This window comes from Pseudolysinimonas kribbensis (genome assembly GCF_030161895.1).
GTDB classification, from domain to species: domain Bacteria; phylum Actinomycetota; class Actinomycetes; order Actinomycetales; family Microbacteriaceae; genus Pseudolysinimonas; species Pseudolysinimonas kribbensis.
Genome location: NZ_BSVB01000001.1, coordinates 73,926 through 100,362, shown reverse-complemented (window position 1 = coordinate 100,362; position 26,437 = coordinate 73,926). Strand labels below are relative to the sequence as shown.

37 protein-coding genes and 2 pseudogenes are annotated in these 26,437 nt (G+C 68.4%); 13 read left to right on the top strand and 26 right to left on the bottom strand.

The window, feature by feature from the left end; translation table 11 throughout:
- Positions 1-102: 102 nt before the first annotated feature.
- A complete protein-coding gene (locus QQK35_RS20145; RefSeq protein ID WP_425565017.1) occupies positions 103-432 on the bottom strand; it encodes a PadR family transcriptional regulator in 330 nt (109 codons plus the stop codon).
- Here QQK35_RS20145 and QQK35_RS20140 point away from each other — a divergent pair.
- From QQK35_RS20140 to QQK35_RS00560, 5 genes are all read left to right on the top strand, one after another.
- Positions 358-732, top strand: a complete 375-nt coding sequence (locus QQK35_RS20140; RefSeq protein ID WP_431311787.1) for an antitoxin VbhA family protein — start codon at positions 358-360, stop codon at positions 730-732. The two genes, QQK35_RS20145 and QQK35_RS20140, sit on opposite strands and share 75 nt — an antisense overlap.
- Positions 733-846: 114 nt before the next feature.
- The gene (locus QQK35_RS00565; RefSeq protein WP_284252037.1) at positions 847-1,284 is read left to right on the top strand and encodes a recombinase family protein; all 438 of its coding nucleotides are present in this window, start codon (positions 847-849) and stop codon (positions 1,282-1,284) included.
- A 20-nt stretch (positions 1,285-1,304) separates the two neighbouring features.
- Positions 1,305-1,412, top strand: a complete 108-nt coding sequence (locus QQK35_RS20135) for a helix-turn-helix domain-containing protein (protein ID WP_431311830.1) — start codon at positions 1,305-1,307, stop codon at positions 1,410-1,412.
- A 214-nt stretch (positions 1,413-1,626) separates the two neighbouring features.
- The gene (locus QQK35_RS19490; RefSeq protein WP_348534855.1) at positions 1,627-3,276 is read left to right on the top strand and encodes a hypothetical protein; all 1,650 of its coding nucleotides are present in this window, start codon (positions 1,627-1,629) and stop codon (positions 3,274-3,276) included.
- 158 nt (positions 3,277-3,434) lie between these two features.
- Complete coding sequence (locus QQK35_RS00560) at positions 3,435-4,934, top strand: PIN domain-containing protein (RefSeq protein ID WP_348534986.1); 1,500 nt, start codon at positions 3,435-3,437, stop codon at positions 4,932-4,934.
- Positions 4,935-4,941: 7 nt separating this feature from the next.
- On the opposite strand, the gene QQK35_RS00555 is transcribed toward QQK35_RS00560, so the two are convergent.
- On the bottom strand, positions 4,942-5,670 hold the full coding sequence (locus QQK35_RS00555) for a hypothetical protein (RefSeq protein ID WP_284252033.1): 729 nt from the start codon (positions 5,668-5,670) through the stop codon (positions 4,942-4,944).
- Between the two features lie 290 nt (positions 5,671-5,960).
- On the opposite strand from QQK35_RS00555, the gene QQK35_RS00550 reads away from it, so the two are divergent.
- Positions 5,961-6,236 (top strand): hypothetical protein, encoded by a 276-nt coding sequence (locus QQK35_RS00550; protein WP_284252031.1) that lies wholly within the window; start codon positions 5,961-5,963, stop codon positions 6,234-6,236.
- Positions 6,237-6,500: 264 nt separating this feature from the next.
- Here QQK35_RS00550 and QQK35_RS00545 read toward each other — a convergent pair whose 3' ends face one another.
- The 10 genes from QQK35_RS00545 to QQK35_RS00500 all read right to left on the bottom strand — a co-directional run bounded on the left by QQK35_RS00545 (position 6,501) and on the right by QQK35_RS00500 (position 14,167).
- Complete coding sequence (locus QQK35_RS00545) at positions 6,501-6,848, bottom strand: helix-turn-helix domain-containing protein (protein WP_284252029.1); 348 nt, start codon at positions 6,846-6,848, stop codon at positions 6,501-6,503.
- Positions 6,845-7,957 carry a tyrosine-type recombinase/integrase gene (locus QQK35_RS00540; RefSeq protein WP_284252027.1) on the bottom strand — a complete coding sequence of 371 codons (1,113 nt, stop codon included), beginning with the start codon at positions 7,955-7,957 and terminating at the stop codon, positions 6,845-6,847. The genes QQK35_RS00545 and QQK35_RS00540 overlap by 4 nt, the downstream gene beginning before the upstream one ends.
- A gap of 226 nt (positions 7,958-8,183) precedes the next feature.
- Complete coding sequence (locus QQK35_RS00535; protein ID WP_284252025.1) at positions 8,184-9,350, bottom strand: rolling circle replication-associated protein; 1,167 nt, start codon at positions 9,348-9,350, stop codon at positions 8,184-8,186.
- Positions 9,347-10,327 carry a hypothetical protein gene (locus tag QQK35_RS00530; RefSeq protein WP_284252023.1) on the bottom strand — a complete coding sequence of 327 codons (981 nt, stop codon included), beginning with the start codon at positions 10,325-10,327 and terminating at the stop codon, positions 9,347-9,349. The genes QQK35_RS00535 and QQK35_RS00530 overlap by 4 nt, the downstream gene beginning before the upstream one ends.
- A 90-nt stretch (positions 10,328-10,417) precedes the next feature.
- On the bottom strand, positions 10,418-10,690 hold the full coding sequence (locus QQK35_RS00525) for a hypothetical protein (RefSeq protein WP_284252021.1): 273 nt from the start codon (positions 10,688-10,690) through the stop codon (positions 10,418-10,420).
- Positions 10,687-12,687, bottom strand: coding sequence for a hypothetical protein (locus QQK35_RS00520; RefSeq protein ID WP_284252019.1), 2,001 nt, complete (start codon positions 12,685-12,687; stop codon positions 10,687-10,689). The genes QQK35_RS00525 and QQK35_RS00520 overlap by 4 nt, the downstream gene beginning before the upstream one ends.
- Before the next feature lie 92 nt (positions 12,688-12,779).
- Positions 12,780-12,947, bottom strand: a complete 168-nt coding sequence (locus QQK35_RS00515) for a hypothetical protein (protein WP_284252017.1) — start codon at positions 12,945-12,947, stop codon at positions 12,780-12,782.
- Positions 12,948-13,017: 70 nt separating this feature from the next.
- A complete protein-coding gene (locus tag QQK35_RS00510; protein ID WP_284252014.1) occupies positions 13,018-13,233 on the bottom strand; it encodes a hypothetical protein in 216 nt (71 codons plus the stop codon).
- Between the two features lie 299 nt (positions 13,234-13,532).
- Complete coding sequence (locus QQK35_RS00505; protein WP_284252011.1) at positions 13,533-13,658, bottom strand: hypothetical protein; 126 nt, start codon at positions 13,656-13,658, stop codon at positions 13,533-13,535.
- A gap of 119 nt (positions 13,659-13,777) precedes the next feature.
- Positions 13,778-14,167: a hypothetical protein gene (locus QQK35_RS00500; protein WP_284252009.1), complete on the bottom strand. Its 390-nt coding sequence runs from the start codon at positions 14,165-14,167 to the stop codon at positions 13,778-13,780.
- Between the two features lie 411 nt (positions 14,168-14,578).
- On the opposite strand from QQK35_RS00500, the gene QQK35_RS00495 reads away from it, so the two are divergent.
- Positions 14,579-14,743 carry a hypothetical protein gene (locus QQK35_RS00495; protein WP_284252007.1) on the top strand — a complete coding sequence of 55 codons (165 nt, stop codon included), beginning with the start codon at positions 14,579-14,581 and terminating at the stop codon, positions 14,741-14,743.
- Positions 14,740-15,015 carry a hypothetical protein gene (locus QQK35_RS00490; RefSeq protein ID WP_284252005.1) on the top strand — a complete coding sequence of 92 codons (276 nt, stop codon included), beginning with the start codon at positions 14,740-14,742 and terminating at the stop codon, positions 15,013-15,015. The genes QQK35_RS00495 and QQK35_RS00490 overlap by 4 nt, the downstream gene beginning before the upstream one ends.
- A 115-nt stretch (positions 15,016-15,130) precedes the next feature.
- Here QQK35_RS00490 and QQK35_RS00485 read toward each other — a convergent pair whose 3' ends face one another.
- The 8 genes and pseudogenes from QQK35_RS00485 to QQK35_RS00450 all read right to left on the bottom strand — a co-directional run bounded on the left by QQK35_RS00485 (position 15,131) and on the right by QQK35_RS00450 (position 18,740).
- Positions 15,131-15,334: a hypothetical protein gene (locus QQK35_RS00485; RefSeq protein ID WP_284252003.1), complete on the bottom strand. Its 204-nt coding sequence runs from the start codon at positions 15,332-15,334 to the stop codon at positions 15,131-15,133.
- A gap of 385 nt (positions 15,335-15,719) precedes the next feature.
- Positions 15,720-16,238 carry a heme-binding protein gene (locus QQK35_RS00480; RefSeq protein WP_284252001.1) on the bottom strand — a complete coding sequence of 173 codons (519 nt, stop codon included), beginning with the start codon at positions 16,236-16,238 and terminating at the stop codon, positions 15,720-15,722.
- A 29-nt stretch (positions 16,239-16,267) separates the two neighbouring features.
- The gene (locus QQK35_RS00475) at positions 16,268-16,420 is read right to left on the bottom strand and encodes a sterol carrier protein domain-containing protein (protein ID WP_284251999.1); all 153 of its coding nucleotides are present in this window, start codon (positions 16,418-16,420) and stop codon (positions 16,268-16,270) included.
- Positions 16,421-16,428: 8 nt separating this feature from the next.
- Positions 16,429-16,800, bottom strand: coding sequence for a putative GNAT family N-acetyltransferase (locus QQK35_RS00470; protein WP_284251997.1), 372 nt, complete (start codon positions 16,798-16,800; stop codon positions 16,429-16,431).
- Positions 16,761-17,234: a GNAT family N-acetyltransferase gene (locus QQK35_RS00465; protein ID WP_284251996.1), complete on the bottom strand. Its 474-nt coding sequence runs from the start codon at positions 17,232-17,234 to the stop codon at positions 16,761-16,763. The genes QQK35_RS00470 and QQK35_RS00465 overlap by 40 nt, the downstream gene beginning before the upstream one ends.
- Complete coding sequence (locus tag QQK35_RS00460) at positions 17,231-17,512, bottom strand: hypothetical protein (protein WP_284251994.1); 282 nt, start codon at positions 17,510-17,512, stop codon at positions 17,231-17,233. Before QQK35_RS00460 ends, QQK35_RS00465 begins: the two co-directional genes overlap by 4 nt.
- Positions 17,509-17,877, bottom strand: coding sequence for an NUDIX domain-containing protein (locus QQK35_RS00455; protein WP_431311829.1), 369 nt, complete (start codon positions 17,875-17,877; stop codon positions 17,509-17,511). The genes QQK35_RS00460 and QQK35_RS00455 overlap by 4 nt, the downstream gene beginning before the upstream one ends.
- A gap of 94 nt (positions 17,878-17,971) precedes the next feature.
- Positions 17,972-18,740, bottom strand: a pseudogene (locus tag QQK35_RS00450) (SDR family oxidoreductase).
- Positions 18,741-18,796: 56 nt separating this feature from the next.
- Here QQK35_RS00450 and QQK35_RS00445 point away from each other — a divergent pair.
- The 5 genes from QQK35_RS00445 (at position 18,797) to QQK35_RS00425 (ending at position 21,528) form a co-directional block, all read left to right on the top strand.
- Complete coding sequence (locus QQK35_RS00445) at positions 18,797-19,303, top strand: NfeD family protein (protein WP_284251992.1); 507 nt, start codon at positions 18,797-18,799, stop codon at positions 19,301-19,303.
- Positions 19,300-20,238, top strand: a complete 939-nt coding sequence (locus tag QQK35_RS00440; RefSeq protein WP_284251990.1) for an SPFH domain-containing protein — start codon at positions 19,300-19,302, stop codon at positions 20,236-20,238. The genes QQK35_RS00445 and QQK35_RS00440 overlap by 4 nt, the downstream gene beginning before the upstream one ends.
- 47 nt (positions 20,239-20,285) lie before the next feature.
- Positions 20,286-20,918, top strand: a complete 633-nt coding sequence (locus tag QQK35_RS00435; RefSeq protein WP_284251987.1) for a glycerophosphodiester phosphodiesterase family protein — start codon at positions 20,286-20,288, stop codon at positions 20,916-20,918.
- A complete protein-coding gene (locus tag QQK35_RS00430) occupies positions 20,885-21,010 on the top strand; it encodes a glycerophosphodiester phosphodiesterase family protein (RefSeq protein ID WP_284251985.1) in 126 nt (41 codons plus the stop codon). Before QQK35_RS00435 ends, QQK35_RS00430 begins: the two co-directional genes overlap by 34 nt.
- A 140-nt stretch (positions 21,011-21,150) precedes the next feature.
- Entirely contained in the window at positions 21,151-21,528 is a 378-nt protein-coding gene (locus tag QQK35_RS00425) for an RNA polymerase-binding protein RbpA (RefSeq protein WP_284251983.1), read from the top strand.
- Here the strand turns inward: QQK35_RS00425 and lnt are convergent.
- From lnt to tatC, 6 genes and pseudogenes are all read right to left on the bottom strand, one after another.
- Positions 21,525-22,805: an apolipoprotein N-acyltransferase gene (gene lnt / locus QQK35_RS00420; RefSeq protein ID WP_284251981.1), complete on the bottom strand. Its 1,281-nt coding sequence runs from the start codon at positions 22,803-22,805 to the stop codon at positions 21,525-21,527. The two genes, QQK35_RS00425 and lnt, sit on opposite strands and share 4 nt — an antisense overlap.
- Positions 22,799-23,098, bottom strand: a complete 300-nt coding sequence (locus QQK35_RS00415; RefSeq protein ID WP_284251979.1) for a hypothetical protein — start codon at positions 23,096-23,098, stop codon at positions 22,799-22,801. The genes lnt and QQK35_RS00415 overlap by 7 nt, the downstream gene beginning before the upstream one ends.
- A 21-nt stretch (positions 23,099-23,119) precedes the next feature.
- A pseudogene (locus QQK35_RS20130) lies at positions 23,120-23,832 on the bottom strand (hypothetical protein).
- Positions 23,829-24,527 carry a helicase-related protein gene (locus QQK35_RS20125; protein ID WP_431311786.1) on the bottom strand — a complete coding sequence of 233 codons (699 nt, stop codon included), beginning with the start codon at positions 24,525-24,527 and terminating at the stop codon, positions 23,829-23,831. Before QQK35_RS20125 ends, QQK35_RS20130 begins: the two are co-directional and overlap by 4 nt.
- A gap of 94 nt (positions 24,528-24,621) precedes the next feature.
- Positions 24,622-25,614, bottom strand: a complete 993-nt coding sequence (locus QQK35_RS20120) for a DEAD/DEAH box helicase (RefSeq protein WP_431311785.1) — start codon at positions 25,612-25,614, stop codon at positions 24,622-24,624.
- A 28-nt stretch (positions 25,615-25,642) separates the two neighbouring features.
- Positions 25,643-26,410, bottom strand: coding sequence for a twin-arginine translocase subunit TatC (gene tatC, locus QQK35_RS00405; protein ID WP_284251977.1), 768 nt, complete (start codon positions 26,408-26,410; stop codon positions 25,643-25,645).
- Positions 26,411-26,437: the final 27 nt, after the last annotated feature.

Genomic DNA, 26,437 nt, shown 5'->3' with positions numbered 1-26,437 from the left:
CGGCGCCGGCGAAAGCGAGGATTGAACGAGCAATCCCGCGTCGCTTGAGTCGACCGTGACGGACAGGAGCCGTCGCGCGCGGATACGACGGCCGGCGAGGGCTCATCGTTCCGCCTCTTCGTCCTTGCTGACCCGTGCCGAACGAGCAAGAACAGCTGCTCCTTCACGCGTGATCCGATATTCCTTGCGGCGAGGCCGACTACTGGCAGCAGCTAGGAGAGGGTCCTCCCACTCCGCCGCGAGCAAACCGGCCGATTCCATCCGAATCAGCGCCTTGTAGATGGTCCCGTGACCGACTAGCGACGACGAGTCCTCGACGTCTCGCAGAGCTCGAGCAAGAGCGAACCCGTAAAAACCATGAGTCGGTGTCTCCAGCTGCAGACCTCGATCGAGGATGCGGAGCTCGAGCAGGGAAGCAGACCGGCGAGGCACCTGGCGAGATTAGGACTATACCTTCCCATTAGCAAACGCGACGCGCCGTCGAGTCAGCGACCGCTAGCCGTATTGAGCCAAGGCGATCAGAATCGAAGGATGTCGGTGCATCTCCTGGAACCTTCCGAGTGGGCACGCCGCCGTCGCATCGTCACGGAGATTCGGGACTCGACCAGGCTCGCGGGTGGCCGCAGCAGTGATGAGGCGCACCGAATTCAAGATCGCTGGGTTGAAGGAGAGATAACTCGGGAGGAGATGGGCGAGCTCATTCGTTCAATCGATCTTCCACTTTCGCCCTAGAAACGATCGTTTCCGGACGCGATCGCATTGTGACACCAATCTGGCCGTCCGCGCGTCCGATTGCCGTGTCCGAATGGCGACGGCAATGACGTCCGTTTGTGTGACACTGCGCGGGTGACGACCCACCGCATCGGCTATTCGCGCGTCTCGACTCTCGATCAGGACCCGTCGAGCCAGCAAGACGCTCTCGAGCGCGCCGGCGTGGATCGGGTCTTCGTCGAGCACTTCACGGGGACGCGGGCGAGTCGACCTGAGTGGGATCGCGCGCGCGAGCAGCTGCGCGCCGGCGACACGCTCGTCGTGACGCGGCTCGACCGTCTCGGCCGTTCGACCAAGGACCTTCTCGAGATCAGCCAATGGCTCGAGGCCCGTGGGGTCGAGCTTCAGGTGCTCGAGCAGCCGATCGACACTCGAACCCCGGAAGGCCGGATGTTCTTCACGATCCTGGCCGCGTTCGCTCAGTTCGAACGCGACCTGATCGTGGCGCGGACCAAGGACGGGCTCGCAGCCGCAAGAGCGCGGGGAGAGCCGGTGGCCGGCGCCCGAAGCTAACGCCGCAGAAGACGACCCACATCCTCGAACGGCACGGCTCGGGGGAGTCGGTTACCTCGCTCGCGGCCTACTTCGGAGTGAGTCGGCAGACGATCTACCGGACGCTGGACGGAGAGACGAATGGCTGATCCACTCACCGGCGCCGCCACGGACATCGGGACCGGCGCCGTTCTGGGTATCGGTACCCGGATCTATCGCCGCCTTTCGTTCCCGTGGCGTATCGCCGCAGGTGCGCGAAGGGCCGCCAAAGCGCAGGGGTACTTCGTGTCGCGGCGACGGCTCTGGTTGGTCGTCCGAGCGAAGCCAGTGAAGGCCGCCATTCGGTCAAAGCAACCTGGCCAGGTGCAGGCTGCGCTCACCCTCTTGAAGAAGGTCCGTCCGGTGAACCGAGACGGCGTGGCGATGTCGGAGCAGGAGTTGTTCCGGCTGCTTCGTCGCTCCTACTTCGGCGCGGCGGAGCCTGCAGAGCGTCAGATCGCGCTGCATGACGAGGTGATCGAGAGCGTGCAGGCGTTGGCGACCTCAGGAGACGCACGAGCGGCCTTGTGGCGGACTTTTGTCGACCAGCTCTCACCGTCCTTCGGGCAAGACGCCGTCGCGATCCGCGAGTCGATCGGGGATTCGATGGATCGAGTGCTGCGGGAGCTGCTCAGCGCCGCGGATCGTGCCGCGCTGCTTCGGTCGTGGGCGGTATCACCGCCAAGCTGGCTACCCGATCACGCGGGACTGCTGGGTTGGCTCGGCGAGTACAGCTCCGAGGTGGAGGCCCGAGACGCAGCCTTGGCATGGTTCACACGCGCGATCGAGCTGGGAGCGGTGCCGATCGCGTACTGGAAGGTGCGATTGACCTGGGCCGACCCTGATCTCGATGAGGCCGCAACGGTCGATTACCTCGAGGATGTCTCCGACGACCTGATCGCCAAGGCTGTGCTGCCGGGCGACCCCGAAGAACGGCTTGGCGACGCTCGCTCATGGACTCCGCAGAGTGCAGTACAGGATTCGATTCGTTCGACCTTGATCGCTGACTTCATGCTGAGTCGACTCCAGCTCGACGACTTGATCGAATTCGGTACGACCTCCTTCAACACCAAGGGCCACACCGGCGCTGGCGGTCTCGCGGTGGAGGCGTATCTACGTCGCAGCGGAATGGACATGCGTGGAGCCCACACGCTCGATCTCAGCGCCGGCCTGGCTCTCGCGCTCAAGATCCGGGATGCGCGCCGGCGGTGGGGGCTGTCGTCGGGAGGCGCCGTCGCGCGAGCGATGCGCGCCTACGCAATGCTCACAAACTACGAAGGCGCGTGGAATCTCTCGCACCCGCCGACTGCGACCCAGGCCGAGGCCGATCACCCCGAGGTGCGCAGTGAGTCCGCGGTGCTCCTCGCGTTGTTCGGGAATGTCCGCGCTGCCCGCGAGCAGCTTGATGAAGCGACACCGAGATGGGTGAAGCTTCAGGTCGCCTCTCGCGAGGCAGAGCTCGCCGACGACGCGGACCGCGCGGCGGCTCTGCTCTCAGAGGCCATCGACGCAGCCGAGAAGGAATCGGACAAGGCCGATCTCTGTTTCCGATACGCGATCCTCGGTCATGTGCACCCGTTCGTGGACGAACTCCGCGGCGCCAACCCCGGGATTGCGTCTGAGCTCGAACTGATCGCGGAGCTCTACACGAACGTTCCGGGAGCAGAGCAGCGGGTTCGGGCGCAGGCTCCAAAGAACCCGCGACTGTCGCTCGCACTGATCGGCTATTACGAGAAGATCGGCAAGACCAAGGAGCTCGTCTTCATTGCGGAGCAAGCCGCACAAGAGTGGGGCGACGCCGAGCTGTGGCTGCGCGCGGCACGAGCGCTGCAGGGGAGCAGAACTACGGCGCTGCTATCGAGCGCGCATCCCGCGCCCTGCAGATCGGCGGCTCCGACTGGGGCAACCAGTTCGACGCCTATGTCGTACAGCTTGAGTGCGGGTCATCACTCGGCGACTTCGCCGCCGCGCTGACCGCCGCGCAAGGCTTGCTCCGGGTCCGGCCGGACTCCCCTTCCGCGCAGTGGGCGCTGATCCGGCTACGCCACGACTCGGGCGATCTCGACCAGGCCTACCGTGATTGGAAGACGTACCGGCCGACGCCGCGGATCGCCGATGACGCCACGTTGTGGATGCTGTTGTTCCGTCATCACGGTAACGACATGGCGACGTTGGCGGAGTTCTTCGAGATCGTCACCAAGTTCGCCGACAACCGGCACGTCCGAAACTTCGCCGTCGCCGCGCTGACGATGGGGGAGGGACTCACGGAGCGGTCTCCGGACATCACTCCGTACAAGCTGCTCGACCAGTTCGAGCGTGAATACCCAGGCGAGAACGCGTTCCGCCGCATCGAAGTCGATCCCGATGACCCGGCCTCGATCATGCAGCAGATGGACGAGCTCGCCGCCGGCCAACACAATCCCGCGATGCAGGAGCTGAACGACAAGCTCAGGAAGGGCCTGTTCCCGATCGGCGTCGCTGCCAAGCCGACAGGTAGACAACTCGCCGAGCTCATCAATCTCGGGCATCGCTCGCCGAGATTCGCCGGCCTCATCCAAGGCGTCGATGAGTCCGCTGCAGTCGATGCAGCGATCACCTCCGGGGTTGTGGTCGACGTCACTGCACTGTTCACACTCACCGTTCTGGACCGCGACCGCGCACAATTCCTCGCATCACGGTTCCCACGCCTGATATCGACTTCGCAGCAGATGGTCGACGCCGGCGCGGCGCGGGAAGCGTTCGCGCGCGAGGTCGGGGGAGTGTTCATCCCCAGCGGGCCAGACGCTCCGGCAACCTTCCGCCCTCAGGATCCCATCGAGCTCCGTATTCAGCGCGAGAACGCGAATTCCCTCTACGAGTGGTTCCGTCAGACCGATCGCGTCGGCAACACGCAGTTCGCAACCGAGGTCGCTCAACGATTCGGGGATGAGCACGATCCGTGGCTCACGGCTTTGGATCTTGCAGTGCAGCGAGGTCTACCGTTCTGGTGCGATGACGTCGCGACGCGCGTCGTCGCCCGAGAAGCTGGTGCCCTGACATTTGGCACGCCGACCCTGATAGCGCGTCTCCGCGTGACGGGCGCTCTCAACGCTGTGGATGCGGACGCGGCGGACGTCGATCTGATCCGCAACTGGACGGTCGGAGTCCCGTTCCGAGACTGGGTGTGGGATGCCGCCGGGCGTGAGGAGCAATACGCGCCGCAGGGCCTCGCGGCGGCCCTCTTGCACAGCGGCCCGGAGCACGCTCCCGACAAAATCGCGTTGATGGTCAAAGCCGCTGCCGCGAATGTCGCTCTTCCCGATCACGTTTCTGCGTGGACTCGGATCGCCGCTAGCTACGCGCGCGACGTCGCCGGCGACGCCCAGGCTGCGTTCGACAACCAGGTGATCGTTCTGCGCAACCTGATCGGTCAGCAATGGATGGACGCCTCGTGTCTCGTGTTCGTCGTCAACGGGGCGCGCGGGGAGATCTCTCGTTGGAGTGAGGCCTTCCAAACCGCGTTCCGTCAGGTCTTCGTCGCGTTGGTCAACAGCAACGGCCATCCCGTCGCAGCGCCCTATGCGGTCGGACTCATCTCGCGGCTCGAAGACGTCGAACGACAGCTCGCCCTCGAGGTCATCATGGCCCGCTGAACGTCCATCAACGCGCCTGGTCGCCAAGTTCGCGGCGCCGGAGGGTGACGTAGTCCGAGCCGGAGCCTCCGGCTCGGGCAACGTGGGCCGCAATGATGGCCGGGGCGTACCCGAGGGTGTTGATCAAGCTCTTCGGGTCGAGTTCACGGCCGAGGTCGCGCAAGGTCGCATTCCGGGCGCGTTGGCCGTCGATGCCGAGGACGAGAAGCCTCTCGCTGAGGGTGCTCTCGTGGAGGTGGTGTCCGGCGCGCGTCCCTGGGAAGAGCCAGTCGGTGCCGGTGTTGGTGGTCTGCTGGTTCGCCCGGTTGCGCACGTGGGTCCAGAACATCGGCGCGATCGCCTCGGGGACGAGGGTGGGGATCTTGCCGAGGCGGATGTGCATCGCGTCCGGCTCGAGAGTGACGTCGGCGGTGGTGAGGGCGACGATCTTGTTCAGCGGGTGAGCCCATAGCAGCAGGAGCAGGCCGGCGATGCGCGTGGAGAGCGTGACCTGCTCGAGCGTGAGGCAGTTGACGACGAGTTGGATCCGCTGGCTCTGGGTGAGTTGGGGCTCGGACTGTGCTGCACGGCGGGGAGCGTCGAGCCGGTTCGCGCCATGGCGTTGCTGTTCGGGGTTGAGCCAGCGCACGAAGTTCCGGATATGCCGGCGCGTGCTGGTGCCGCTGCTGAGGTACTCGTCGACGTGCGCCTGTTGCAGAGCGGCAGGTCCGACGTCGTAGGTGTCTCGGAGCCACAAGAGGAACTTTCCGGCTTCGGTGATCTCTTGCTTGGCCGCGTGCGTGACCGTCTGAAGCTGCGCAGTCGCATGGTCGGCCCGGCGACGAGTTCGGCGCAGGTGGTGCCAGGTGCCGAAGCGTCCGATGGTGGCGCGGGTGCCGTCGTCGGGTAGCTGCGCGACGCGTTCGGTGAGCCACGTCTCGAACCGGACAAGGGGAGTGGTTCACGCTGGGGGAGCATGCGGTGGTGTTCGAGGATCGCACGGAGATGCTCGGCCGCAGTTGAGCCGCGCAGCTGATCGAAGGCGTCGTGGGTGAGCTCGAGGTTCCGGGCGCCGATCCGGCTCAGAAGGTCTCTGGCTTTGGCTCCGCGCATCCAGGTGTAGACGCTTTCGGGGCGTTCGGCGGAGCTGAGAACGCCAACCAGGCGGTGCAGGCGGAGATCGTCGCCGGGTCGAAGAATGTCGCGGAGGTCGTCCTCGAGCGCGCAGCGTGCACAGAAACCCTTGCGGAATCGTTCGGCTTCTCGGCCGCATCGGTCGCATGTGAGCGCGGTCGTGATACTGGCACAGCTTCGGCACCATAGGTCGCCTTCGGGGAGCGGCCAGGCAGCATCCGGTGTTCGCCGCATCCGGCGCAGGTGCCGAAGGTGTGCGTCGCTTGGGTGAAGCATGCTCCGCAGACTTGGCCGTCGGGCCACCGGACCCGTATCCGAGGGGTGGCCTGCCGGCATCGGTCGCAGGTGAGAGATCCCTCCGCTCGCGGTCGGCCGCGCTTCCGAGGCTCCACGAACCCCTGGATCGTGGGAGAGCGCCGCGACCCGTTCCCGCCGGTGGCTGGGCGGCCGCTGCTATTGGTCATCGTCGATGATGCGAGCTCGCACGGGCTTGTGGTCGCGAATGTCGGGGATGCCGTCGGCGCGGGAGCCGGCCCGTCTCTTCGTGCGGACGGTGGCCGTGTCGTGCGCGGTGAAGGTGATGAGGTCGTTCGGTGTCACATCGAGCACGTCGCATAGCGCTGCGAGCACCTTGAGCGAGACACGCTCGGGGTCCTGATTCACGATCCGCCACACCGCGTTGACGGTGAGGGTGATGCCACGCTCTTGCAGCAGGGGAGCGAGGTCCTTGGCCTTCCGGATGTGGCGCCGGGCCATGAGCTCGGGCAGGTGCCACGCGTAGTCGATCTCGCGTCGGGTCATGACTTCCTCTTTTCATCGATGAGAGCTTGTGCGGCCGCGAGGGTGCGCTCGTGCGCTGCCTTCAGTGCGAGCACTTGGTAGTCGGGGGAGGGGAGGGTGTAGCCCGTGGTTGTCGAGACGTGCGCGTGACCCATCTGGTGTTGAACGAAGGTCGCGTCGAATTTCTCGACGTACTGCAGATGGGTCGCGTAGGAGCGCCGGAAGGAGTGAATGTCGAGCCCCGGCGGGAACCCGAGCTCGTCGACCAGGGCGCGCAACTTCGACCAGAGATGCGACTCGCCGACGATCTTCCCGCCAGAGGTGGGGAACAGATCCGTGATCGGATCTCCGAACTCCTCCAGTCCCCACTCGACCCAATCCCGAACCACGTCCACCGACCATTGCCAGACGGTCAGCACGGAACGGACCTTCTTCGCGGATCCTCGGGGCGGCTTGCCCCATCGGACTCGCAGGACGCCGAAATCGCCGAAGTAGGGCGCGGAGCCGTTGCGGGAGAAGTCGACGAACTGCAGGTGTCGGACCTCGTTCGAGCGAAGACCCCACGCGTACGTCGTCTTCAACGCGACCGCGTCGCGCCATGCGGCGAGACCGCCTCGTCGGCCGGACTCACGGATCCGCACCACCTCGAGGTCCGCGAGATCGAACAGCTGCTGCAGCTCGTTCTGCGTGAAGGGTCGCTTTTTCGGCCGGGTCTCGGTCGGGACCGAGTGGGTGACTCTGTTCAGCTCCGTGACGATCTGAACGAACACGCTCCCGAACAGGCGGGCGCTCTGCTCGTTCCAGTCGTAGCGGATGTCTGTCGCGTAGTCGCAGAACAGCTTGATCGAGGTCTGATAGCTGCGCACCGTGGAGTGAGAGAGGTTCTTCACGCCGCGGGCATGCGAGAAGAACTCGTCGGCGTCGCCGAGTGTCCATTCCCACGGGTAGTGGCCGCTGAAGTCGATGAGCTGCTGCACGAGCTTGCGACGAACGCGGATGGTGGCGGGGGAGAAGTCCTTCGCTTGCTGCTGGCGCTCCCAGCCCTTAAGCACCTCCGCGATGAAGCGATCAGGATCCGGCGCTTCGCTCCCGAAGGGAGCGAAGACGACGTTGTCGCGCTCGTCTTTCACGCGCTGAACACGCTCCGGGGCACGTTGCGACTGTCGCACATTATTTGCGTCTGCCGCAACTTGCGTTCAAGAAATGCCCGGTCAAGCCGCATTCAAGGGCCCACGCGTGCACGGGCTCTGGCCAAGCCAGGCAAGGTCATCGACGATGAACGTGACCTTGTAAACCCCAGGTCAGGGGATGGTTCTCGCGCAAATCGTCCCGGTCGCGAAAGATGCGGTAATTGCATCAGACGCACAAAGAGTATTTACATACTGACATAATGGCCGTTCCCACGGCCACGCCCGTTCTGTCCCCCTCGGGGGAGCGGCGCCGCAGCGGCTCCAGCTCGCCCGCCCGCACCGCCGCAGGGCGCGCCGCACCCGCACGCCGGGGCGCGAGTTCGACCGTCTCCACGGCCTTCTCCAGACCCCAGTAGCCCCAGAAGTTCCCGCCACCACTCTCGCCCGCGAGGATCTTCGCGCGCCAGTGCGCGGGCATGTCGTTCTGGTAGTCCTTCGCGGTGAACGACCCGTGCTTCGCGAAGTAGGTGCCGATCCGGCGCGGGTCCGCGTAGCGCTCCACCTCGCGCTCCGACAGATCAACCCCGCGCGCCTCATGATCGCGGCGAGCCTGCCCGGTCGCTCCGACGATATCCGCCCACCGGTACCCCGCCCACTTGACGAACGACTGGTTCGGGATCGTCACACCCCGGCCTTCCCGACGCACACGAACGGACCGCCGCTCACCCCGCGCGGGCGGCGCCATGAGGATATGCAGGTGCGGCGCGCCCCGGCGCTGAAACTCCATCTTCCAGACGCCGCGGAGATGCTCGCCCCACGTCACCGCGTAGGCACGCACGAACCGATCGACCATCTTCTTGAACGTCGGCAGATCCGGGACCAGGGACTCCCAGTAGTCAGGATCCCCGTCGTCACCGACGCCCGGAAGGGTCAGGGTGACCATCGCAGCGCGGCGGCCCGGATCGGAGAACATGGGCTCGTAGTCGAGGGATTCCAGGGTGACCGTCATCCGGTTGCGGCTGCGCTCGGACCACTCCGTCACCCGGCCGCGAGTGGGGGCGTCATCCTCGGAATCGTCCACACCGTCATCATCCCCGTAGCCGAACTTCTCCGCCACAAGTCGCTTGCGCACCCGAACCAGGCCCGGCGCGATATCGAGGAAGAACGCGGGCCGCTCGTAGCGGCGCGGAGTCTCGTTCGTGACCTGATGGCCGAACCTCGACAGGCCCACCGGCTCCGGACGGGGAATCAGCGCGGCCGCGGCGCGCACGTCGAGCCGCGAGGGGATGCACAGCATGCGGGCCTCGCGCAGCGCGGGCGCGAGGTCTAGCATCGGGGACTGAACGGCCAAGTTCAACGCCCCCGCATCTAGCCATGTGGGGGCGTTCTTCATCCCGCGCTCACCGGAGCCTCCGCCGCGACCGGCTCGAAGTGAACACCCGTTCGAACGGGCTCGCCGGCGAGCAGGTGCTCCGCGTCGAAGGTAAGTTCAGCAATCTCCTCCGCGGTGTGGCCCTTGCAGTACTCGACGTGCTTTTTCTTGTCGCAGTAGGAGCACACCCCATCCGGATTGCCACCACGGACCATCGACACCGCGTCGAGCGTGTCGTAACTCCGGAACGCGAGCGAGCCAGGACCGCGAAACCACTGCTTCGCCACGGGCGTCAGCTTGTCGCGCTTGCCCGAGGTCCACTCGTCGAAATCGAGGGTGTCGAACGACCGCCACCGGAAGACCCGGCGCGGCGCCCACAACCGCACCTGGCCGTCGTTGTCCACCCGGATCGGGGCGGGGTAGTATCCGCGGCATTCGGTCACAAGCTGGGTGACCTCGCGAATGATCTTGTCGCTCCGAGCCCACGACGGCGCCGACCAACCCAGGGTCATGTCGCGGCGTCGCAACTGGACGAGCACGTTCTGCACCGCGGCCGGCAGCCGCATAGCCTCGCGGCTCGACGCGATGCCCACAATCTCGTCCATGAGCACATCGCAGTGCTCAGCGTCGAGCAGCTGCTCGAAGTCAGTGAACGGCACCCACAGCGGATGCGGCTTGTCCGTCGCCGCGTCGAGGATCCGGACCGTGCTGAGCACCCGCCGGCCGCGAGCCAGCGACGGGAGCACGTCGTGCACCATGGCGAGGGACTTGCCGCCGCCGTTCGGGCCAACGTAGGCGCGGATCGGGAAAGCGCGACGGGCCACCCGCGCGCGCTGTTGCGACTTCGGACTACCGCCGACCGCGAGCACGATCCGAGCCGTCAGCGGCAGCCGCTCGGACGGGTCCAGGCGCGCCGTGTCGCGCGGGCGGCTGCTCGGCTCGATCGAGTCAGCGATGCGCTCCAGCGCGTGTGCAGATCGCTTCTCGCTACGCGTCATCTCGGTGTTTCCTTCCTCGCGTCGGCCGGCCGCTCACGGGGGTTCTGCCCTCCCGGTCGCTCACGCGACCTCCCGGGCAGAACCCGCCGGCTATCCGGCCCCTCCGATGAACGGCAGATACGACGCCACCGCACGGAGGACCTTGATCGACAACGTGATGCCCCAGCACAGGAGAACCGCGCTCACCACCGCGAGAATGAACGTCCAATCGACCCAGGCCCCCACCCCGGCGAGGTTGTCGAGAACCGGGTTGACCTGGTCATCCAGGTGGACCAGCCACTCCGGCGGCTCCCACACCGGGAACAGACTCGCGAACCAGGCAGCAAACCCCGTCGCAACGTCGATCAGCCACTGAACGATCACGAGTCGCCCCCGCCCACACCCTTGAACGCGACCACGGCCCCGATGTACCGCGTAACCGCGAGGGCGCCGGCCACTCCGAAGGCCAGATCGCCAAATACCCGCGACCACGACGCGACCGGGGCCAGCACGTCGCCCGGGCACGCCTGCATGATCGTCATCGAGTGCGCGCTGTGATCGGGGAACAGCCATGACACGTCGAAAGTGATGCCGCCGCACCCGCCCCCGACATCGTGAAACGACCAGGCGGGGATGATCGCGCCAGCCTTCCCCATCGGGGTATCCGCCCACGCGTCCGTCATCGTCGCCACGTCCGCCGCGACCGCATCACCGTCAGGCACGAACGCCCATTGGAGGGCGCACTTCACCGGAGTCAAAATCCAGTCCAGCGGGTTGAAGTCGCCCCACGACAGCGCGCCCCAGCACGACGCCGGATCGGGGTTAGACGACGCAGTACCGGTCGCCGCGCCGGTCGTGGTGCCCGGGTTCGTCAGCGTGTCGCCCGATGCCGGGTCGCCGTAGTAGTTGCCGGTCGCTCGCGCCTGAGCCGTGAACGTCGGAGCATAGACGTTGCACTCACTGAGGTCGACCGCATGCGTCCCATAGCTGCACGAGTACGTCGATGCCTTGTTCGGGTCGGAGAACCACGACGTGCACGAGTCCGGCGACTGGAAGCAGCTCACGCCGCTCTTGCTCAGATCCAGCAGGCACGATCCGTTCGAACACTCCGGCGCCAGCGACTGAGCGCTCTGAAACTCCGGGGTGGTCGCTTGCGTCCACAGCGTGTTCGTCACGCCGCCTCCGACCTCGAGCACCGACACGCTCGACACCGTCAGCCCGCTCGCCGGCGTAGGACACGACACCTCAGGCAGCACGCCCGAGGATTCCCTGAATCCGGCCGAGTCCTGCTGTGACGTCGCCCCGCTCGTGTACGCGATGACACACCGAAGCACCCGGTCGGGGTCGGCGTTAGTCCCCGGGAAGCCCGGGCCGCACGTAGCCGTCGCGGCGTACCAACGGACCGGCGTCGGGGATCCGGTCGGCTGCGCACACGAGCCCGGATAATCCGCCTGCGCCTGATCGGTGCCCGGCCCAGGGGACGACGTGAACATCGAATACGGCGCGTAGCCGGTGCCGCACGCGACGCTCATCGTGAAGGTGTCGCCCGTTACTCCGGGGGCGTAATTCGCGGGGCTCTCACCGACTGGCGGGCTAATCGAGTACGTCTGGTTCACCTGCTTAAACGACGTCGGAGTAGTCGTGTTCCTGCAGAACGCGACGCCGGAATCCAACGTCTGCCTCTGCGATCCAGGGATCACCTTGCACGTGTAGCTCGCGTTACTGCCGACGACCGTGACCGCGCTGAGAACGCACCCGAAGTAGCTCGTTCCGGGCGGCGCGACATACCCGCGATAAAGGGTCGTCGCGGTCCACCCCGACGGTCTCGGTGACACGTCGGTGTTGGCGACGAAGCCGTGCGGGATCGAGTTGTAGTCGTCGCAGTTAACGCCGGTAATGAACCCCACCACCGCCTGACCGACTCCGCTCGTGTTGCCGCAGACCGCGCCGTCCGCGTTGACGCCAGCGAGGCCGAGGATGCCGTGTCCGAGCTGCGCGCCGAGTTCATAGCTGCCGAGCGCCGCCGTCGCGCCGCCGACCGCCTTGCCGAGCGTCGCGAGCTTCGTCGCTGGCATCGTGTAACTCTCAGCTTCACTCGTCAGCGCTGCGACCTGGGTCGAACTAGCCGTTCCCGCCGCCCGCGCGCGGACCGCATTCTGAAAGGCGCTGCTCTTCGCCATGCGGTAGAGCATCACCGCCATCATCGTCTGATCGGTGGTCGCGCCCGCCACCGCCGTGCCGCCTGTAATCACCGACGGGAGCCCGTTCAGCGCCGGCGGCGCAATCGGCGGAGTCAACGCACCGGCCGGCGCCGCAACCCCGAGCAGAAGAACGCCGGTGCCGAGCAGCGCTGCGGCGATCAGAGCGACGGTGCGCCTCATAGCGTCTCTCTCCTGTCGAGGATGCGGGGAGCCAGTGCGCCCCGCCCCCTGGGGGCCGGGGGACGGGGCGCAGAGCGGGGGACTCGCGGCGGTTACTTGCCGACGGCGCGGAGCGCGCCGATGCCCTTGCGGATCCCGAACGTGACCGCGAACACGACCACGCCCGCTGCGACACCGCCGCCGATGTAGGGCAACGCCCCCGTGGCCGCGGTGAGGATCGACGCCGCAAAGTCCGTCGAGGAATAACCCGGATCGGTCATGACATCTCCTTCCATCTTGTGGCCCAGGAGGGCCGGTTACCTCGGCAGCGGGATTGCCGCCGAGGGGTCTCTATGCGCGCTCGATATGCACGCTCAGCCGGTCCAGCACGACGCGCGCCTGATGCGGACGCCCCTGGCGCCACAGCGCGAGCCCGAGACGCAGCGTCGGCTGCTCCACCGGCGTCATGCCCTCCCACGTACACATCCGCAGGAACAGCCACACGTTCGGCCGGCCCGTCGCCTCGCGCGCGTCGCGGCTCACGGTCACCTTGCCCCGCGCCCTCACGACCGGGGCCTTCCGAGGTTGATAGCGACGCCGACCGCGAGCCCGAGGACCCAGCACCCGACCAGGAGAGAGACGATCTGCACTGCCGTGTCCGTCATCGCACGACCGTCCGGAACGCGGTGATGCCGGCGCCGATGGCCCAGCAGATCGCGACGACGCCGAGCAGCGCTCCGGCCACCCCGGCCGTCATCCGAAGAACTCTCGTGAGAGCCGGAAGCCGAGCGTGAACAGGCCCAGGCACGCCGCGGTCAGCAGCAGGTACAAGCCGTCCTGGGCCAACGCGTAGATGTTGTCGAGAGTCATCGGAGGGACCTCCGCAGCGACCACTCCATGAGCACGCCGACGGCCCTGCCGAGCGCCCAGCAGCAGACCGCCAGGCACGCCCCGCTCGCCATCCCGAACGCGACCGCCTCGTCGGTACTCACGAGCGCGCCGCCCAGACGAAAGCGCCGATCCACCCGACGCCGAGGGCCAGGATCACGAAACTACAGATGTATCCGAGCATGGGGAACGGCCAAGTTCTCCGACGCTGGCAGACCCCGCGCTAGGCGGGGACCGCCGCCGTCTGGCTCTGCGCGATGGTCGCCCACGCGGACACCATCGACGGGCTCACGAACCCCGCGAACTTCATCGACGTGCCGCGCCGGCCCTGCATGTCCCACTCGTTGTAGTCCACGAGCACCAGGACCCGCGTCCGCGGCTCGAACTCCACCGAGTCGAACTCGTTCGGCACCTTGACGACCAGTTCCTCGACCTCCGCGTCGTCCCGGAGGCCCGCGGTCTGCACCGTCAGGACGCGACCCTTGTCGATGACCTCACCCGTCTTCTGCCGCGTCACCTCGTCGCGCACCTCGAACAGATCGCGGTCCACATCGAGCACGAGCGCGTCGAGGATCACGAGCGGGTGCTGCTTGAAGTTCCGTTTGATCGCCACAGCGGGCTCCTTCGTCTAGGTGCCCCGAACAGCCAAGTCACGAGGCAATGTACTGAGAACTATGGATTACTTGACAAGGCCAGCGCAACCACCGGACCCAGCGAGTCCTACCCCCGTTCTAGGGCCAATTCTCGAGGACCCCTCACCGGCCCCTGACGGGCCCTCCCCGTTAACGGACCCCCGTCCGCGTGTCTCTGCCCAGCGTGGGCGTTGCACTCCGCTACGCGCCCGTCAAGGGCCCTACAGACGGCAGTGGGGGAGGGGTGCAGGAAGGAACTCCGTTCCTGTGCTCCACGAGTCCCAGCGTCGGGCCGTCCTCCGGAACCCTTGACAGCCGCTCCGCTCCGCGCACCGGGGCATGGGTGCAGCGATGCAGCCGCATCGCTGCGAACAGCGAAGGAGAGCAAGATCATGAACGACCACTACAGCCCCATCTACCCGGACATCCGGCACGCGCCGCGCCCCGCGCACCAGCCGAAGCCGTGCGGCATCTGCGGGGACCCCGACCACACCACCGCCTACCACCCGCTCCCGGAGGACCCGAGCCTCGCCATCGACACGGACTGCTGCCAGTGACCGGGCGCCGCGGTGACTACGCCACCGCCACCCCGGCCATGCAGCGCCCGGCCTACGAGGTCGGCGCGCCCGTCGAGCCCCGCATCCCCGTGCAGGGCGCCCAGCGCGGCATCGTGACCGCCCGACACGCCAACGGGCAGACCCACGCGTGGATGTACCGGGTCCGCTGGGCCGGCCCCTACGGGTGGGAGGACACCTACGCCGAGCTACAGCTGCGCCCAGCCGAGCAGGACGACCGCGGCTGCTACGTGATCGAGGTCCCGCTATGGTGAGCGCCGTCGAGCGGGGCGACTGGATCTACCTCGCGATCGCGCTCGCCCTCGTCGCCGTCACCGCCGCCATCAGATGGGCCGTGAGAACCGTTCTCAGTCGGCGCGATCGGCGTCGCTAAGCCACCAGCACCCAGGAGTCGCGCATGCCATCCAGGGTGTGCGGCTCGCCACGGTCCGCCGCGAGCAGCCGGGCGATATCCCGCGCCGTCGACGGGCCGTCGTTCACCGAGAGGAACCCGGTGCCCGTCGAGCGTCCGGCCAGGTAGGCGTGACGGCGCCGGACACGACGCTCCCGAACCTCGCCGGTTCGCTCGTTCACCCGATCCACGGTCACGACTCGCACATACGACCGGGACCGCGCTAGCTTGCGCAGGTGCCGCATCGCCACAACCACATCGCGGGGAATCTCATCCGCACCGGTCCAAGGGCCTCCTGACATAATACTGATTATCGGGTGACGCTCGCGCAACCTTCTGTTTTCGCCGAGCGGCCCGGAATCGACGTTCCACCGGTCACGAGGCGCCGATATTCGGCCGTTCGATGCCTCTGCCGGTTCGAACGGCGTCGACGAGCGGGCGACGAGCGCCTGAACGCCACTTCGCCGAGACCGGCCTGTCGCGCCGGATCGAGGCCTCGACCGTGGCCACCTGTCGCCTCGTCGATCGCACCGTGGCTGCTGACATAACGCAACTGCGCCCCTCGATCTACTTCGTGGTCGACGGGCAGCGGGTGGCGGGTGGCGGCGCCGGTGGATCAGCCGCGTCGCGCGAGGTAGCCCCGCACGGCGTCGGTGACCACCTGGTGATCGACGACGTCCGGCTCCCCGACATCGTGATCGTGCCGACGACCTCGCCGTCGACCCGGATCGGCACCGAGCCGCCGTGCGCCTTGAGCACCTCGTGATCGACGTCGGCCCGCTCGGCGAACGGTGTGCCGGCCTCCTCGTGCGTGCGGCGGACGCGCAGTGACGGTTCGCCGAAGCGCTCGGCCACGGCCGCCTTGCCGGCGAGCCACGGGTCGTTGCCCGGCCCCGTGCTGCGCAGCTTCGCCTGGAACACGACGTCGCCGCGCAGCACGATCCGCACCGCCAGGCTCCTGCCGGACATGCGGATGGCCTCCACGGCGGTGAGGCCGAGCTCCACGGCGTCATCGTTGTCGAACGACTCCACCGCGAGCCCGGTCGGGTCGATATCGGCGGCGGTGTACACGGGCAGATCGGTCATGAGGATCCCTTCAGGCGCCGGGTCGGCGGTCAGAACTGCGAGTAGAACCGGGGTGGAGACGTGGGCGCGAACACGGCGTCGAGCCGCTCCCCCGCGGCGACGCCCGCGAGCGTGAGACGCGATGAGCGCTCGAGCTCGGTGGCCGTGACCGTGCCGAGAAGGAGCACGCCCAAGGTCGCCACGTCCATGGTCACATCGGGAGCGGCCGCCTCGACCCGACGGACCGACGCCGCTCCCCGCGCACGTCGACCTCGAAGAGCCCGGCGGCGTGTCCGAGATCGTCACGGATGTCCAGCACGATCGTCTCGGCGACCGCTCCGCGGTAGCGGCGGGATCCGAGCGCGGCGACGGGGTCGAGCACGCGCACCCAGAGGGAGTCGTGCACCCCGGTCACGGCCGCCGTGCGGGGGTCGACGACCGCGTGCCGGATCGGCTCGTCGAGCACCGCGCCGTCGAACGTGAGGGTGTCGACGAGGTCCGTGTTGCCGAGCAGGGCCCAGAGCCCGAGGTAGGCGTCGGGTGTCAGGGCGATGAGGTCGAGGATCTCGAGGAGTGCGCCCACGCTGTGCTGGGCCGGTAGAACGCGAACCCGTCGACCTCACCGTTCTCGCCGAGGTGCACTGCGGCGCGGACCAGCGCCGACAGCCGATCGCCGGTCGGCTCGAACAGGACGTCACCGAGGAACTCGGCGCGCCGGCTCACCGAGCCGAACGAGCGTGTGTGGAAGCGCTCGAAGACGGTCGGTGCGCGATCCATCAGCCAGTGGGGATCCACCTCGTGCACCGACCCCCTGCCGGAGGCTCGAAGCCGAAGACCGGAGCGGACGTCGAGGCGCAGCGGACCGCGCCAGACCGCCGCGCCGAAGCCGAACCGTTCGTAGATCCCGCCCTCGCTCGCGGTGAGGATCGACAGCGGCACGCCCGCGTCGGCGGAGGACCGCAACGACTGCTCCATCATTCGTCGCAGCAGTCCCTGACGGCGGTGGGTCGGCCTCACCCCGACGGAGGCGATGAGGATGCCGTCACCGGCGCCCCGCCGAGATTCAGAGTGCCGGGAACCGCCGCGAACGTGCCCACGGGCGCGATCCGCCCGTCCACGCCCGGTGCGTCCTCGTAGGCGCCGGTGAGCATCGCGCCGTCCGCGACCGCCGAGTCGACCAGCCAGCTCAACCGCGTCTCATCGGGATCGGCGCCGTGGTACATCTGCGGAACGGCGCGCGCCCACGTGCGGGTGCGCTCGTCGTCAGCCGCCGTGAAGTGCTCGAGCCGGGTCACGGATTCCCTTTCGGTGGGGTGTTGGCGCGCACGAGGTCCGGCAGCTCGGTCGGCTCGGTCTCGTGGGCGGAGGCGGCTTCGGCCTCCAGCTCGGTGGCACTCATCCAGCGCCAGTCGACCATGTCGCGGAGCTCCTCGTCGGTCCATCCGTCGCGCTGCGGCTCGAACGACGCCGGAACACGCACGGCGTACCAGGCCCAGTGCCCGCGGTCGTACACGTGCCAGCGCTGGTCGGGATCGAAGTCGGTGTCGAGGAAGGGCGCCGGGACGCCGTCCAGCTCCAGCCCGGTCTCCTCGCGCACTTCGCGAATCGCCGCGGTGTCGTGGTCCTCCCCGGATCCACGCCGCCGCCCGGCGTGATCCAGCGCGGCGGGATGCTGCGGTCCTTGCCGTAGTGCAGGAACATCAACACCCGATCGTCGGGGTCGAACAGCAGCACCCGGGAGGTGGCGCGGAAGGTCACGGGCTCTGGAAACCGCTCACGTCGCCGACCAGCCGGGTGTGATCATCCGGAATCGGGTCCACGGCCGCCCTCGCGACCTCGGCGGCGAACTCGGCGACCGAGTACAGGCGTCCGGCCTCCTCGCGCCGCGACTCGAGCGCACCGGGCTGGGCGCGCTCGAGGAGGGTCGCCGTGATGGTGCCCTCGATCATGTCGCCCGAGACGACGACGAAGGAGATGCCGCGCTCGTCGAGCTCGCCGAGGCGCGCGCGAAGCGCGTCCTCGCCGGCGCGTTTGCTGCGAGCCACCGGCTCGTAGAGGTCCATCGTGGCGGTCGTCTCGATGAAGTGCGCCTGGTGGCTGGTCACGAACACCACGCGCGACCCCGACGGCATCAGCGGCAGCGCCTTCTCGAGCACGTCGACCTGGGCGTCACGGTTGAGCCGGAGCGCATAGTCCTCGGCCATCCCGCCTTCCATGCCGCCGGAGGCATTCAAGACGAGCAGGTCGAGACCATCCCATTCCGCCTTGATCATGGCGAACATCGCGGCGACCGAGTCGGGAGCGGTGAGGTCGGCGCCGACGGCGATGGCCTCTCCCCGGCCTCCTCGATTCCGGCGACGACCTTCAGGGCACGCGCCTCCTTGTTGCGGAAGTTGATGGCGACCCGGGCGCCGGCGTCGGCCAGGTAGCGGGCCGTATCGGCGCCGATCCCCGGCTGGAGCCCGTGACCAGGGCGCGGATGCCGGACAGCGTGCCGGCCGCGAGCGGAGCCTCATCGTTCACGGGATCCGACCCTACCCAACCCCTCCGCCCGCCGGGCCGGGTGGTACTTTCGAATCATGCCCAGTGACGTGATCTCGAGCTGGGCGTGGGTGGTGTGGCTGGCCCTCATCCTCATCTTCCTGATCGTCGAGGTGCTCAGCCTCGACTTCACCTTCCTCATGCTGGCCATCGGCAGCGCGGGCGGCCTCGTCGCCGGCCTCCTGGGGGCCCAGTGGTGGGTCGACATCATCGTCGCCGGCGTGCTGGCGCTTCTGCTGCTGCTCGTGGTGCGCCCGCCCTTGCTGCACCGATTGCGCCGCGGCGGCGATCCGGCGCGCACGAACGTGGAGGCCCTGCTGGGCCTGACCGGCACCGTCGTCGTCGCCTTCGCCGACGGCCGCGGTCAGGTGAAGCTCGCCAACGGCGAGACCTGGACCTCCCGGCTCGGCAACGCGGGGCCGGCATCCGATCGCCTGATCGAGGGCGAGCAGGTCGTCGTCACGGCGATCGACGGGGCGACCGCCGTGGTCGCGCCGGCCGAGCGGCATCGAAACGAACCCTCAGAAGGAGCCAGCGCCTCATGACCGACGGTCAGATCTTCGGCGACGTGATCCTCATCATCGTGATCGTCATCGTGGCGATCTTCGTGTTGACGGTCCTGTTCCGGTCCATCCGCATCATCCCGCAGGCGTACGCCGGCATCGTGGAGCGGCTGGGCCGCTACCACAAGACCCTCATGCCGGGCCTGAACCTCCTGGTGCCCTTCGTCGACCGGCTCCGCCCGCTCGTCGACCTGCGCGAGCAGGTGGTGAGCTTCCCGCCGCAGCCGGTCATCACCGAGGACAACCTGGTCGTCTCGATCGACACGGTCGTCTACTTCCAGGTGACGGATGCCCGGGCCGCGACCTACGAGATCGCCAACTACCTCGGTGCGGTCGAGCAGCTCACCACGACGACCCTGCGCAACGTGGTCGGCGGCCTCAACCTCGAGGAGGCGCTGACCTCCCGTGACAACATCAACGGCCAGCTGCGCATCGTGCTCGACGAGGCCACCGGCAAGTGGGGCATCCGGGTGAGCCGTGTCGAGCTCAAGGCGATCGACCCGCCCGCCTCCATCCAGGACTCGATGGAGAAGCAGATGCGCGCCGAGCGCGACCGCCGCGCCGTGATCCTCACGGCCGAGGGCACGAAGCAGTCGCAGATCCTCGAGGCGGAGGGGCACCGGCAGGCCGCGATCCTCCAGGCGGAGGGCGACGCCAAGGCCGCGGTGCTGCGCGCCGAGGGCGAGGCGAAGGCCATCGAGACCGTGTTCGGCGCGATCCACGCAGGCGATCCCGACAGCAAGCTGCTCTCGTACCAGTACCTGCAGACGCTGCCGAAGCTCGCCGAGGGGGCGTCGAACAAGCTCTGGATCATCCCGAGCGAACTGACCGAGGCCCTGCAGAACATCGGAGCGGGCTTCTTCGCGCCGCGCGACCCGGATGCCCCGAGAGGGTCGGGTGCGCCCAAGAAGGAGTAGCGCGGCCCCCGGCCCCGATGCGGACTGGTTCTCCCCGCTCCCCGCGGGTGCTCGCCCACCGCGGGCTCGCCCTCGAGGCTCCCGAGAACACGATGCTCGCCTTTGTGAAGGCGCTCGCAACCGGCGTCGCCTACGTGGAGACCGATGTGCATGCGTCGGCGGACGGCGTCGCCATCGTCAGCCACGACCCCGATCTGCGCCGGGTCGCCGGCCGGAACATGAGGATCGATCAGCTGACCGCGGCCGAGCTCGCACGGATCGACCTCGGGTCCGGGCAGACCTATCCGACCCTGACCGAGGTGCTCGACGCGTTCCCCGACGCGCGGTTCAACATCGACATCAAGCACGCGGCCGCGAGCGAGCCGGCGGCGCGCGCCATCGCCGCAGCGCGAGCCCAGCACCGGGTGCTCGTCGGGTCGTTCGACGGCCGGCGGCGTCGGAGCACCGTGCGGCGGCTCGACGGCGTGGCCACCTCGGCCTCGTCGCTCGCGGTGCTCGCGACGGTGGTCGGGGCCAAGCTCGGCATCCGGATGCTGGTGCGACGGGCCCTGCGCGACGTCGATGCCGTACAGCTCCCGCTCCGGGTGCTGCGCATACGCGCGACGACCCCCGCGTCATCCGGGCCGTTCACGAGCTCGGCATCGAGATGCACGTCTGGACCATCAACGACCCCGCGATGATGAGGCGACTGCTGGACCGCGGGGTGGACGGCATCATCACCGACCGATGCGACCTCGCGATGGATGCGGTGCGCCGGCGCGCGGCACCCTGATCCGTTCACTGCGAGGTCGGCGGGTTCCGCTGTGAAAGCTCTGAAAAGGGCCCTCCCCGGGCATGAACGCGACCACCCTCGGGTTGTATATGAGTCGCGTCCCACCGGGCGCGAGCACCACAGCGTCAGGAGGCCACACGATGGCAGATCGCAGCCTGCGCGGGATGCGACTCGGCTCACAGAGCATGCAGAGCGAAGAGGGCGTCGAGTTCTCACCCCGCAAGAAGGTCACGTACCGCACCGAGGACGGCTCGACCTTCGAGGTCGTCTTCGCCGCCGAGGCGGACGTCCCGGAGACCTGGGCCTCGCCCCGGAGCGGACAGGAGGGACGCCTCGTCGATGACGAGGGCGAACTCGTCGAGTCGGAGCCGGTCGAAGCCAAGCCGGTCCGCACCCACTGGGACATGCTGCTCGAGCGCCGCAGCCGTGCCGAGCTCGAGGAACTGCTGCAGGAGCGCCTCCAGTACCTCCGGGCACGCCGCGGCCAGGAGAAGGCCGGGAGCAAGAAGAGCGCCTAGCTCTTCCGCCTCCGGCCGAAGCGGACCGTGAAGCCGGCGACCAGCGCGCCGACGCCGAGCCCGCACACGAGCCACTCGATCTGACGCCCGCCGAGCACGGCGGGCGTCATCGTCGTGGCCAGGGGCACGTCGTCGATCATCACGCCGGGCGTGTAGGTCGCGAGCCGGTCGTGCTCGGTGCCGTCCGGGTAGACGATCGCGCTCGTACCGACGGTCGAGATGTTGACCACCGAGCGGCCGAGTTCGCGCGCCCGGATCCGGGCGATCGCCAGTTGCTGCACGCTCTCGTCGGTGAACTGCCCGAAGTCGGCGTTGTTGGTCTGCGCGAAGACCAGCTGACCGCCCTCCCGGACACCGTCGGTCATGATCTGGTCGTCGACGATGTCGAAGCAGATCGCGATCGAGGCGACGGCTTTGCCGACGTCCATGACGTCGTCGGTGGTTCCCGGCGTGTACTCGCGCTGGATGAGATCGATGAGGCTCGGCACGATCGCGTGGAAGAACGGCCGGGCCGGCACGTACTCGCCGAACGGCACCGGATGCTTCTTGTCGTAGTGGTCGGTCTCTCCGCCCCGCGCCGGCTGCCAGACCATCGACGTGTTGTAGTACCGGGTCACCCCGTGCGACGTGCGCGCGGTGATCGCCCCGCCCACGAGCGGCGCACCGGCGCGCTGGGCCACCTCGTCCCACAGCGCCGCGGCGTCGGGGTCTTCCAGCGGATCCAGGTCGGACGCCCCCTCGGGCCACACCACGACATCCACGTGCCGGCCGTAGACGGGCTGCGTCTTCTGGATCTGCCGCAGCAGGTTGTCGCCGACGCGCGCGGGCGGGTCGAAGTAGCCCGCCTTCGTGTCGCCCTGCACGGCGCCGACGCGGAGCGTCCCGTGGGTCGGAACGGGGAACGCCGGGATCACCACCATCAACGCGGCGATCGCGGTCACGAGAGCGGCGCGCGCGGCCCACGGCACCGCCACCGGCTCCCGCCACGGACCGCGCCTGCGCCACCCCTCCTGGATGGCGGCCAGCGCGACCGCGCACAGGAACACCATGACGAAGCTCACGCCCGAGACGCCCAGCCACGGGAAGAGGTCGGAGATCGCGCTGTCGGACTGCGAGAGCGCGACCCGGCCCCACGCGAAGCCGCCCCACGGCCAGACGCTCGCCACGGCCTCCCGGAGCGTCCAGAGCCCGGCGACGACCGCGGGGAGGAACAGCAGGCGCGAGACCGCGGTCGGGAACGCCGGTGGCACCCAGCGGTAGGCGAGCGTGATCAGCATCCCCCGGCGCCGCACCATGCGCCCATGAACACCGACAGGGCCGCCCACGGAAGCGGCCCGAGGAACGTGGTCGCCCAGAAGACCTGCCAGCCGAAGAACACCGTGCCGAACACGAAGCCCACCAGGAACGCCGACCCGAGCCGGCGGCCCTGCTGGATCAGCAGCGCGAGCCCGATGCCGAGGAACGCGAGCGGCCAGACGTCGATGTCGGGGAACGCGCCGTCGAGGATGAAGCCGGCGCATACGGCGACCAGGAGCGCCCATCCGAGCGGCAGAGCGGGGCGGGCACGCACCGGCTCAGCATAGGTGGCCAATTACTGGACCGCGCTGTAGGCCACGATCCCGCGCCGGATGGCGTCGATCGCCACGCGCGCGGTGCGGCCGAGCGGGCCGTCCGCCACGATCGAGATCTGGTCGAGCAGATCGATGGCCTGCTTCATCCAGCGCACGAAGTCCCCGGCGGCCAGGTCGGCATCCCGCAGCACGGAGTCCAGCTGCGCTCCTGCGCCCAGCGCTGGGTCGCGAGGGCGATTCCGGTCGAGGGCGGGTCGCTGTCCGGCAATCGGTGCTCGGTCTCCAGCTCGCTCAGCCGCTCCCAGATCGCCTCGGTCGCCTCGAGCGCGGCTCGGAAGGCGCCGCGGGGCAGCCCGTGCTCCCCCACCTCCTCGCGCTCACGACGGGGCTCGAAGACGAGACAGCTCGCGAGCGCCGCGAGCCCGGCCGCATCGAGGCCGTCCCACACGCCGGATCGCAGACACTCGGCGACGAGCAGGTCGCGCTCGCCGTAGATCCGGCGCAGCGCCGTTCCCGGTCCCGCGACGCCGAGCCGGCCGTGCTGGTCGCGCTCGAGGTAGCCGAGCTCGAGCAGCACGTCGCTCACCCGGTCGAAGACCTGGGCGACGGCGCCCGTGCGCCCGCGGATCTGCGTCGCCAGCTGGTCGTGCTCGCGCTTGAGACGCCACCAGCGCTCGGCCCAGCGGGCGTGCGCCTCGCGGTCGTTGCAGGCGTGACAGGGATGCTGTTTCATCCGGCGCCGGAGCTCGGCGATCCGGCGCTGTCGCTTGTCGCGCTCGCTCCGCGACTCGTTGCCGAGCTCGCCGCGGCGTCCTCGGCCCGCGCGTTCTTGCGCTCGAGGTCGGTCAGCTCGCGGCGGAGCGTCGCGTACTCGGCGAAGTCGCCGAGGTGGCATCGCATCGCCTCCGCGTACGCCTCGAGCGACTTCTCCTGCTCGCGCAGCCGGCGCGCGAGGTCGACGACGGCGCGGTCGGCCTGGAACTGCGCGAACGAGCTCTCCAGGATCTCGCGGGTGCGCTCCCGGCCGAACTGCTCGATGAGGTTGACGGCCATGTTGTACGTGGGCCGGAAGCTCGACACGAGCGGATAGCTGCGGCGGGAGGCAAGCGACGCGACGGCCGCGGGGTCGAGGCCGCCGATCCACTGGATGACCGCGTGCCCCTCGACGTCGATGCCGCGCCGACCGGCCCGGCCGGTCAGCTGGGTGTACTCCCCCGGCGTGATCGGCACCCGCGCCTCGCCGTTGAACTTCTCGAGCTTCTCGAGCACGACGGTGCGGGCCGGCATGTTGACGCCGAGCGCGAGCGTCTCGGTCGCGAAGACGACCTTGAGGAGCTTGCGCTGGAACAGCTCCTCGATGATCTCCTTGAACGCCGGCAGCAGCCCGGCGTGGTGCGCGGCGACCCCCGCTCGAGCCCGTCCAGCCAATCCCAGTACCCGAGTACGCCGAGATCGGCGTCCGGGATCGCACGGCAGCGCTCCTCGACGAGGTCGCGGATCTCGTCGCGCTCCCACTTCTCGGTCAGCCGCAGGTCGGAGCGCATGATCTGCTGCACGGCGGCGTCGCAGCCGGCTCGGCTGAAGACGAAGAAGATCGCGGGCAGCAGGTGCCGCGACTCGAGCAGCCGCACCACATCCGGGCGATCCATGCGGTCGCCGGCGTTCCATCCCCCGCCGAGGCCCCCTGCCGCTGCCCCTCCGAGCCGAGGCCGCCCTGCCCCTTGCGATGGTGGCGGCCCGGGTGCTGGCCCCGGTAGGTGCCGGCCGGCCGCCCACCGGCGGAGGCGAGACGCGCGAGCTCGGGATTGACGCGGTTGGCCGCGATCGCGCCGGAGTCGTCGAAGAGGTCCATGAGCTTCGAGCGCACGAGCACGTGCTGCTCCAGCGGCACCGGGCGGTCCTCCGAGACGACGACGTCGGTGTCGCCGCGCACGGCCTGCAGCCAGTCACCGAACTCCTCCGCGTTCGACACCGTGGCGCTCAGCGACACGAGCCGCACCTCGCGCGGGAGGTGGATGATGACCTCCTCCCACACCGCTCCCCGGAACCGGTCGGCGAGGTAGTGCACCTCGTCCATGACCACGTAGGCCAGGTCCTTCAACAGGGGCGAGTCGGCGTAGAGCATGTTGCGCAGCACCTCGGTCGTCATGACGACGACGCGGGCGGAGCTGTTGACGTTGGTGTCGCCGGTGAGCAGGCCGATGCGCTCGGCGCCGTGCTCGGCCGCGAGCTCCGAGTACTTCTGATTGCTGAGCGCCTTGATCGGCGTCGTGTAGAACACCTTCGCCCGCGGGTCGGCCAGCGCCAGATGCACCGCGAACTCGGCGACGATCGTCTTGCCGGCTCCGGTCGGTGCCGCCACGAGCACCCCGCGCCCCGCCTCGAGGGCCCGGCAGGCCTCGAGCTGGAAGGGGTCGAGGTCGAAGTCCTGCCGCTCCCGGAACAGCTGCAGTTCGGGCGCCGCGCGACGCGCTCGTGCAGCCGCGTACCGCTCCGCGGGCGAGAGGGTGCTCACCCCTCATTCTCGTTCAGTCGGGCCTCGTTCAGGCCGGCGTCGCGTCCACCGAAGCGGAGGAGGCGAGCTCCTCGGCGGCCTTGCGCCGGTCGACCTGGCGGTCGTGCAGCAGCGAGATCCCGATCGCGACGAAGTACAGCACCGTCATCGGCAGGGCGAGCAGCATCATCGAGCTGATGTCGGCCGCCGGCGTGGCGATCGCGGTGAACACGACGATCGCGAGCACGGCCCAGCGCCATCCCTTGAGGATCGCCTTGCCGCGCAACACCCCCACGAAGTTGAGCAGCACGAGGAACACCGGCAGCTCGAACGCGAAACCGACGACGAGCACCAGCTTCAAGACGAAGTCGAGGTAGTACTTGGCGTCGTAGAAGCTGGCCGACCCGGCCGGGACGAAGCTCGACATGAGCTCGATCATGTGGGGGAACACGATCCAGCCGACCGCGCAGCCGATCAGGAACAGCGGGATCGCCGTCCCGATGAACGCGAGGACGTAGCGCTTCTCACGCCGGGACAGGGCCGGCACCAGGAACGCGAAGATCTGGTACAGCCACACCGGGCTCGAGACGACGATGCCGATGGTGAACGCGATCTGCACCCGAAGGTCGAACGCGCCCGTGATGTTGGTGAAGTTGATGATCGCCTGGTGCGATTTGGCGATGTGCTGGATCGGCGACTCCAGTTGCGGCCAGACCAGGTCGTAGAGGAACCATCCTCCACCGGTTCCGACGACCACCGCGCCCGCGGCCCAGAACACCCGTCGCCTGAGCTCGACGAGGTGCTGGCCCAGGGACATGCGGCCCTCAGGATTGGACCGCCGCCG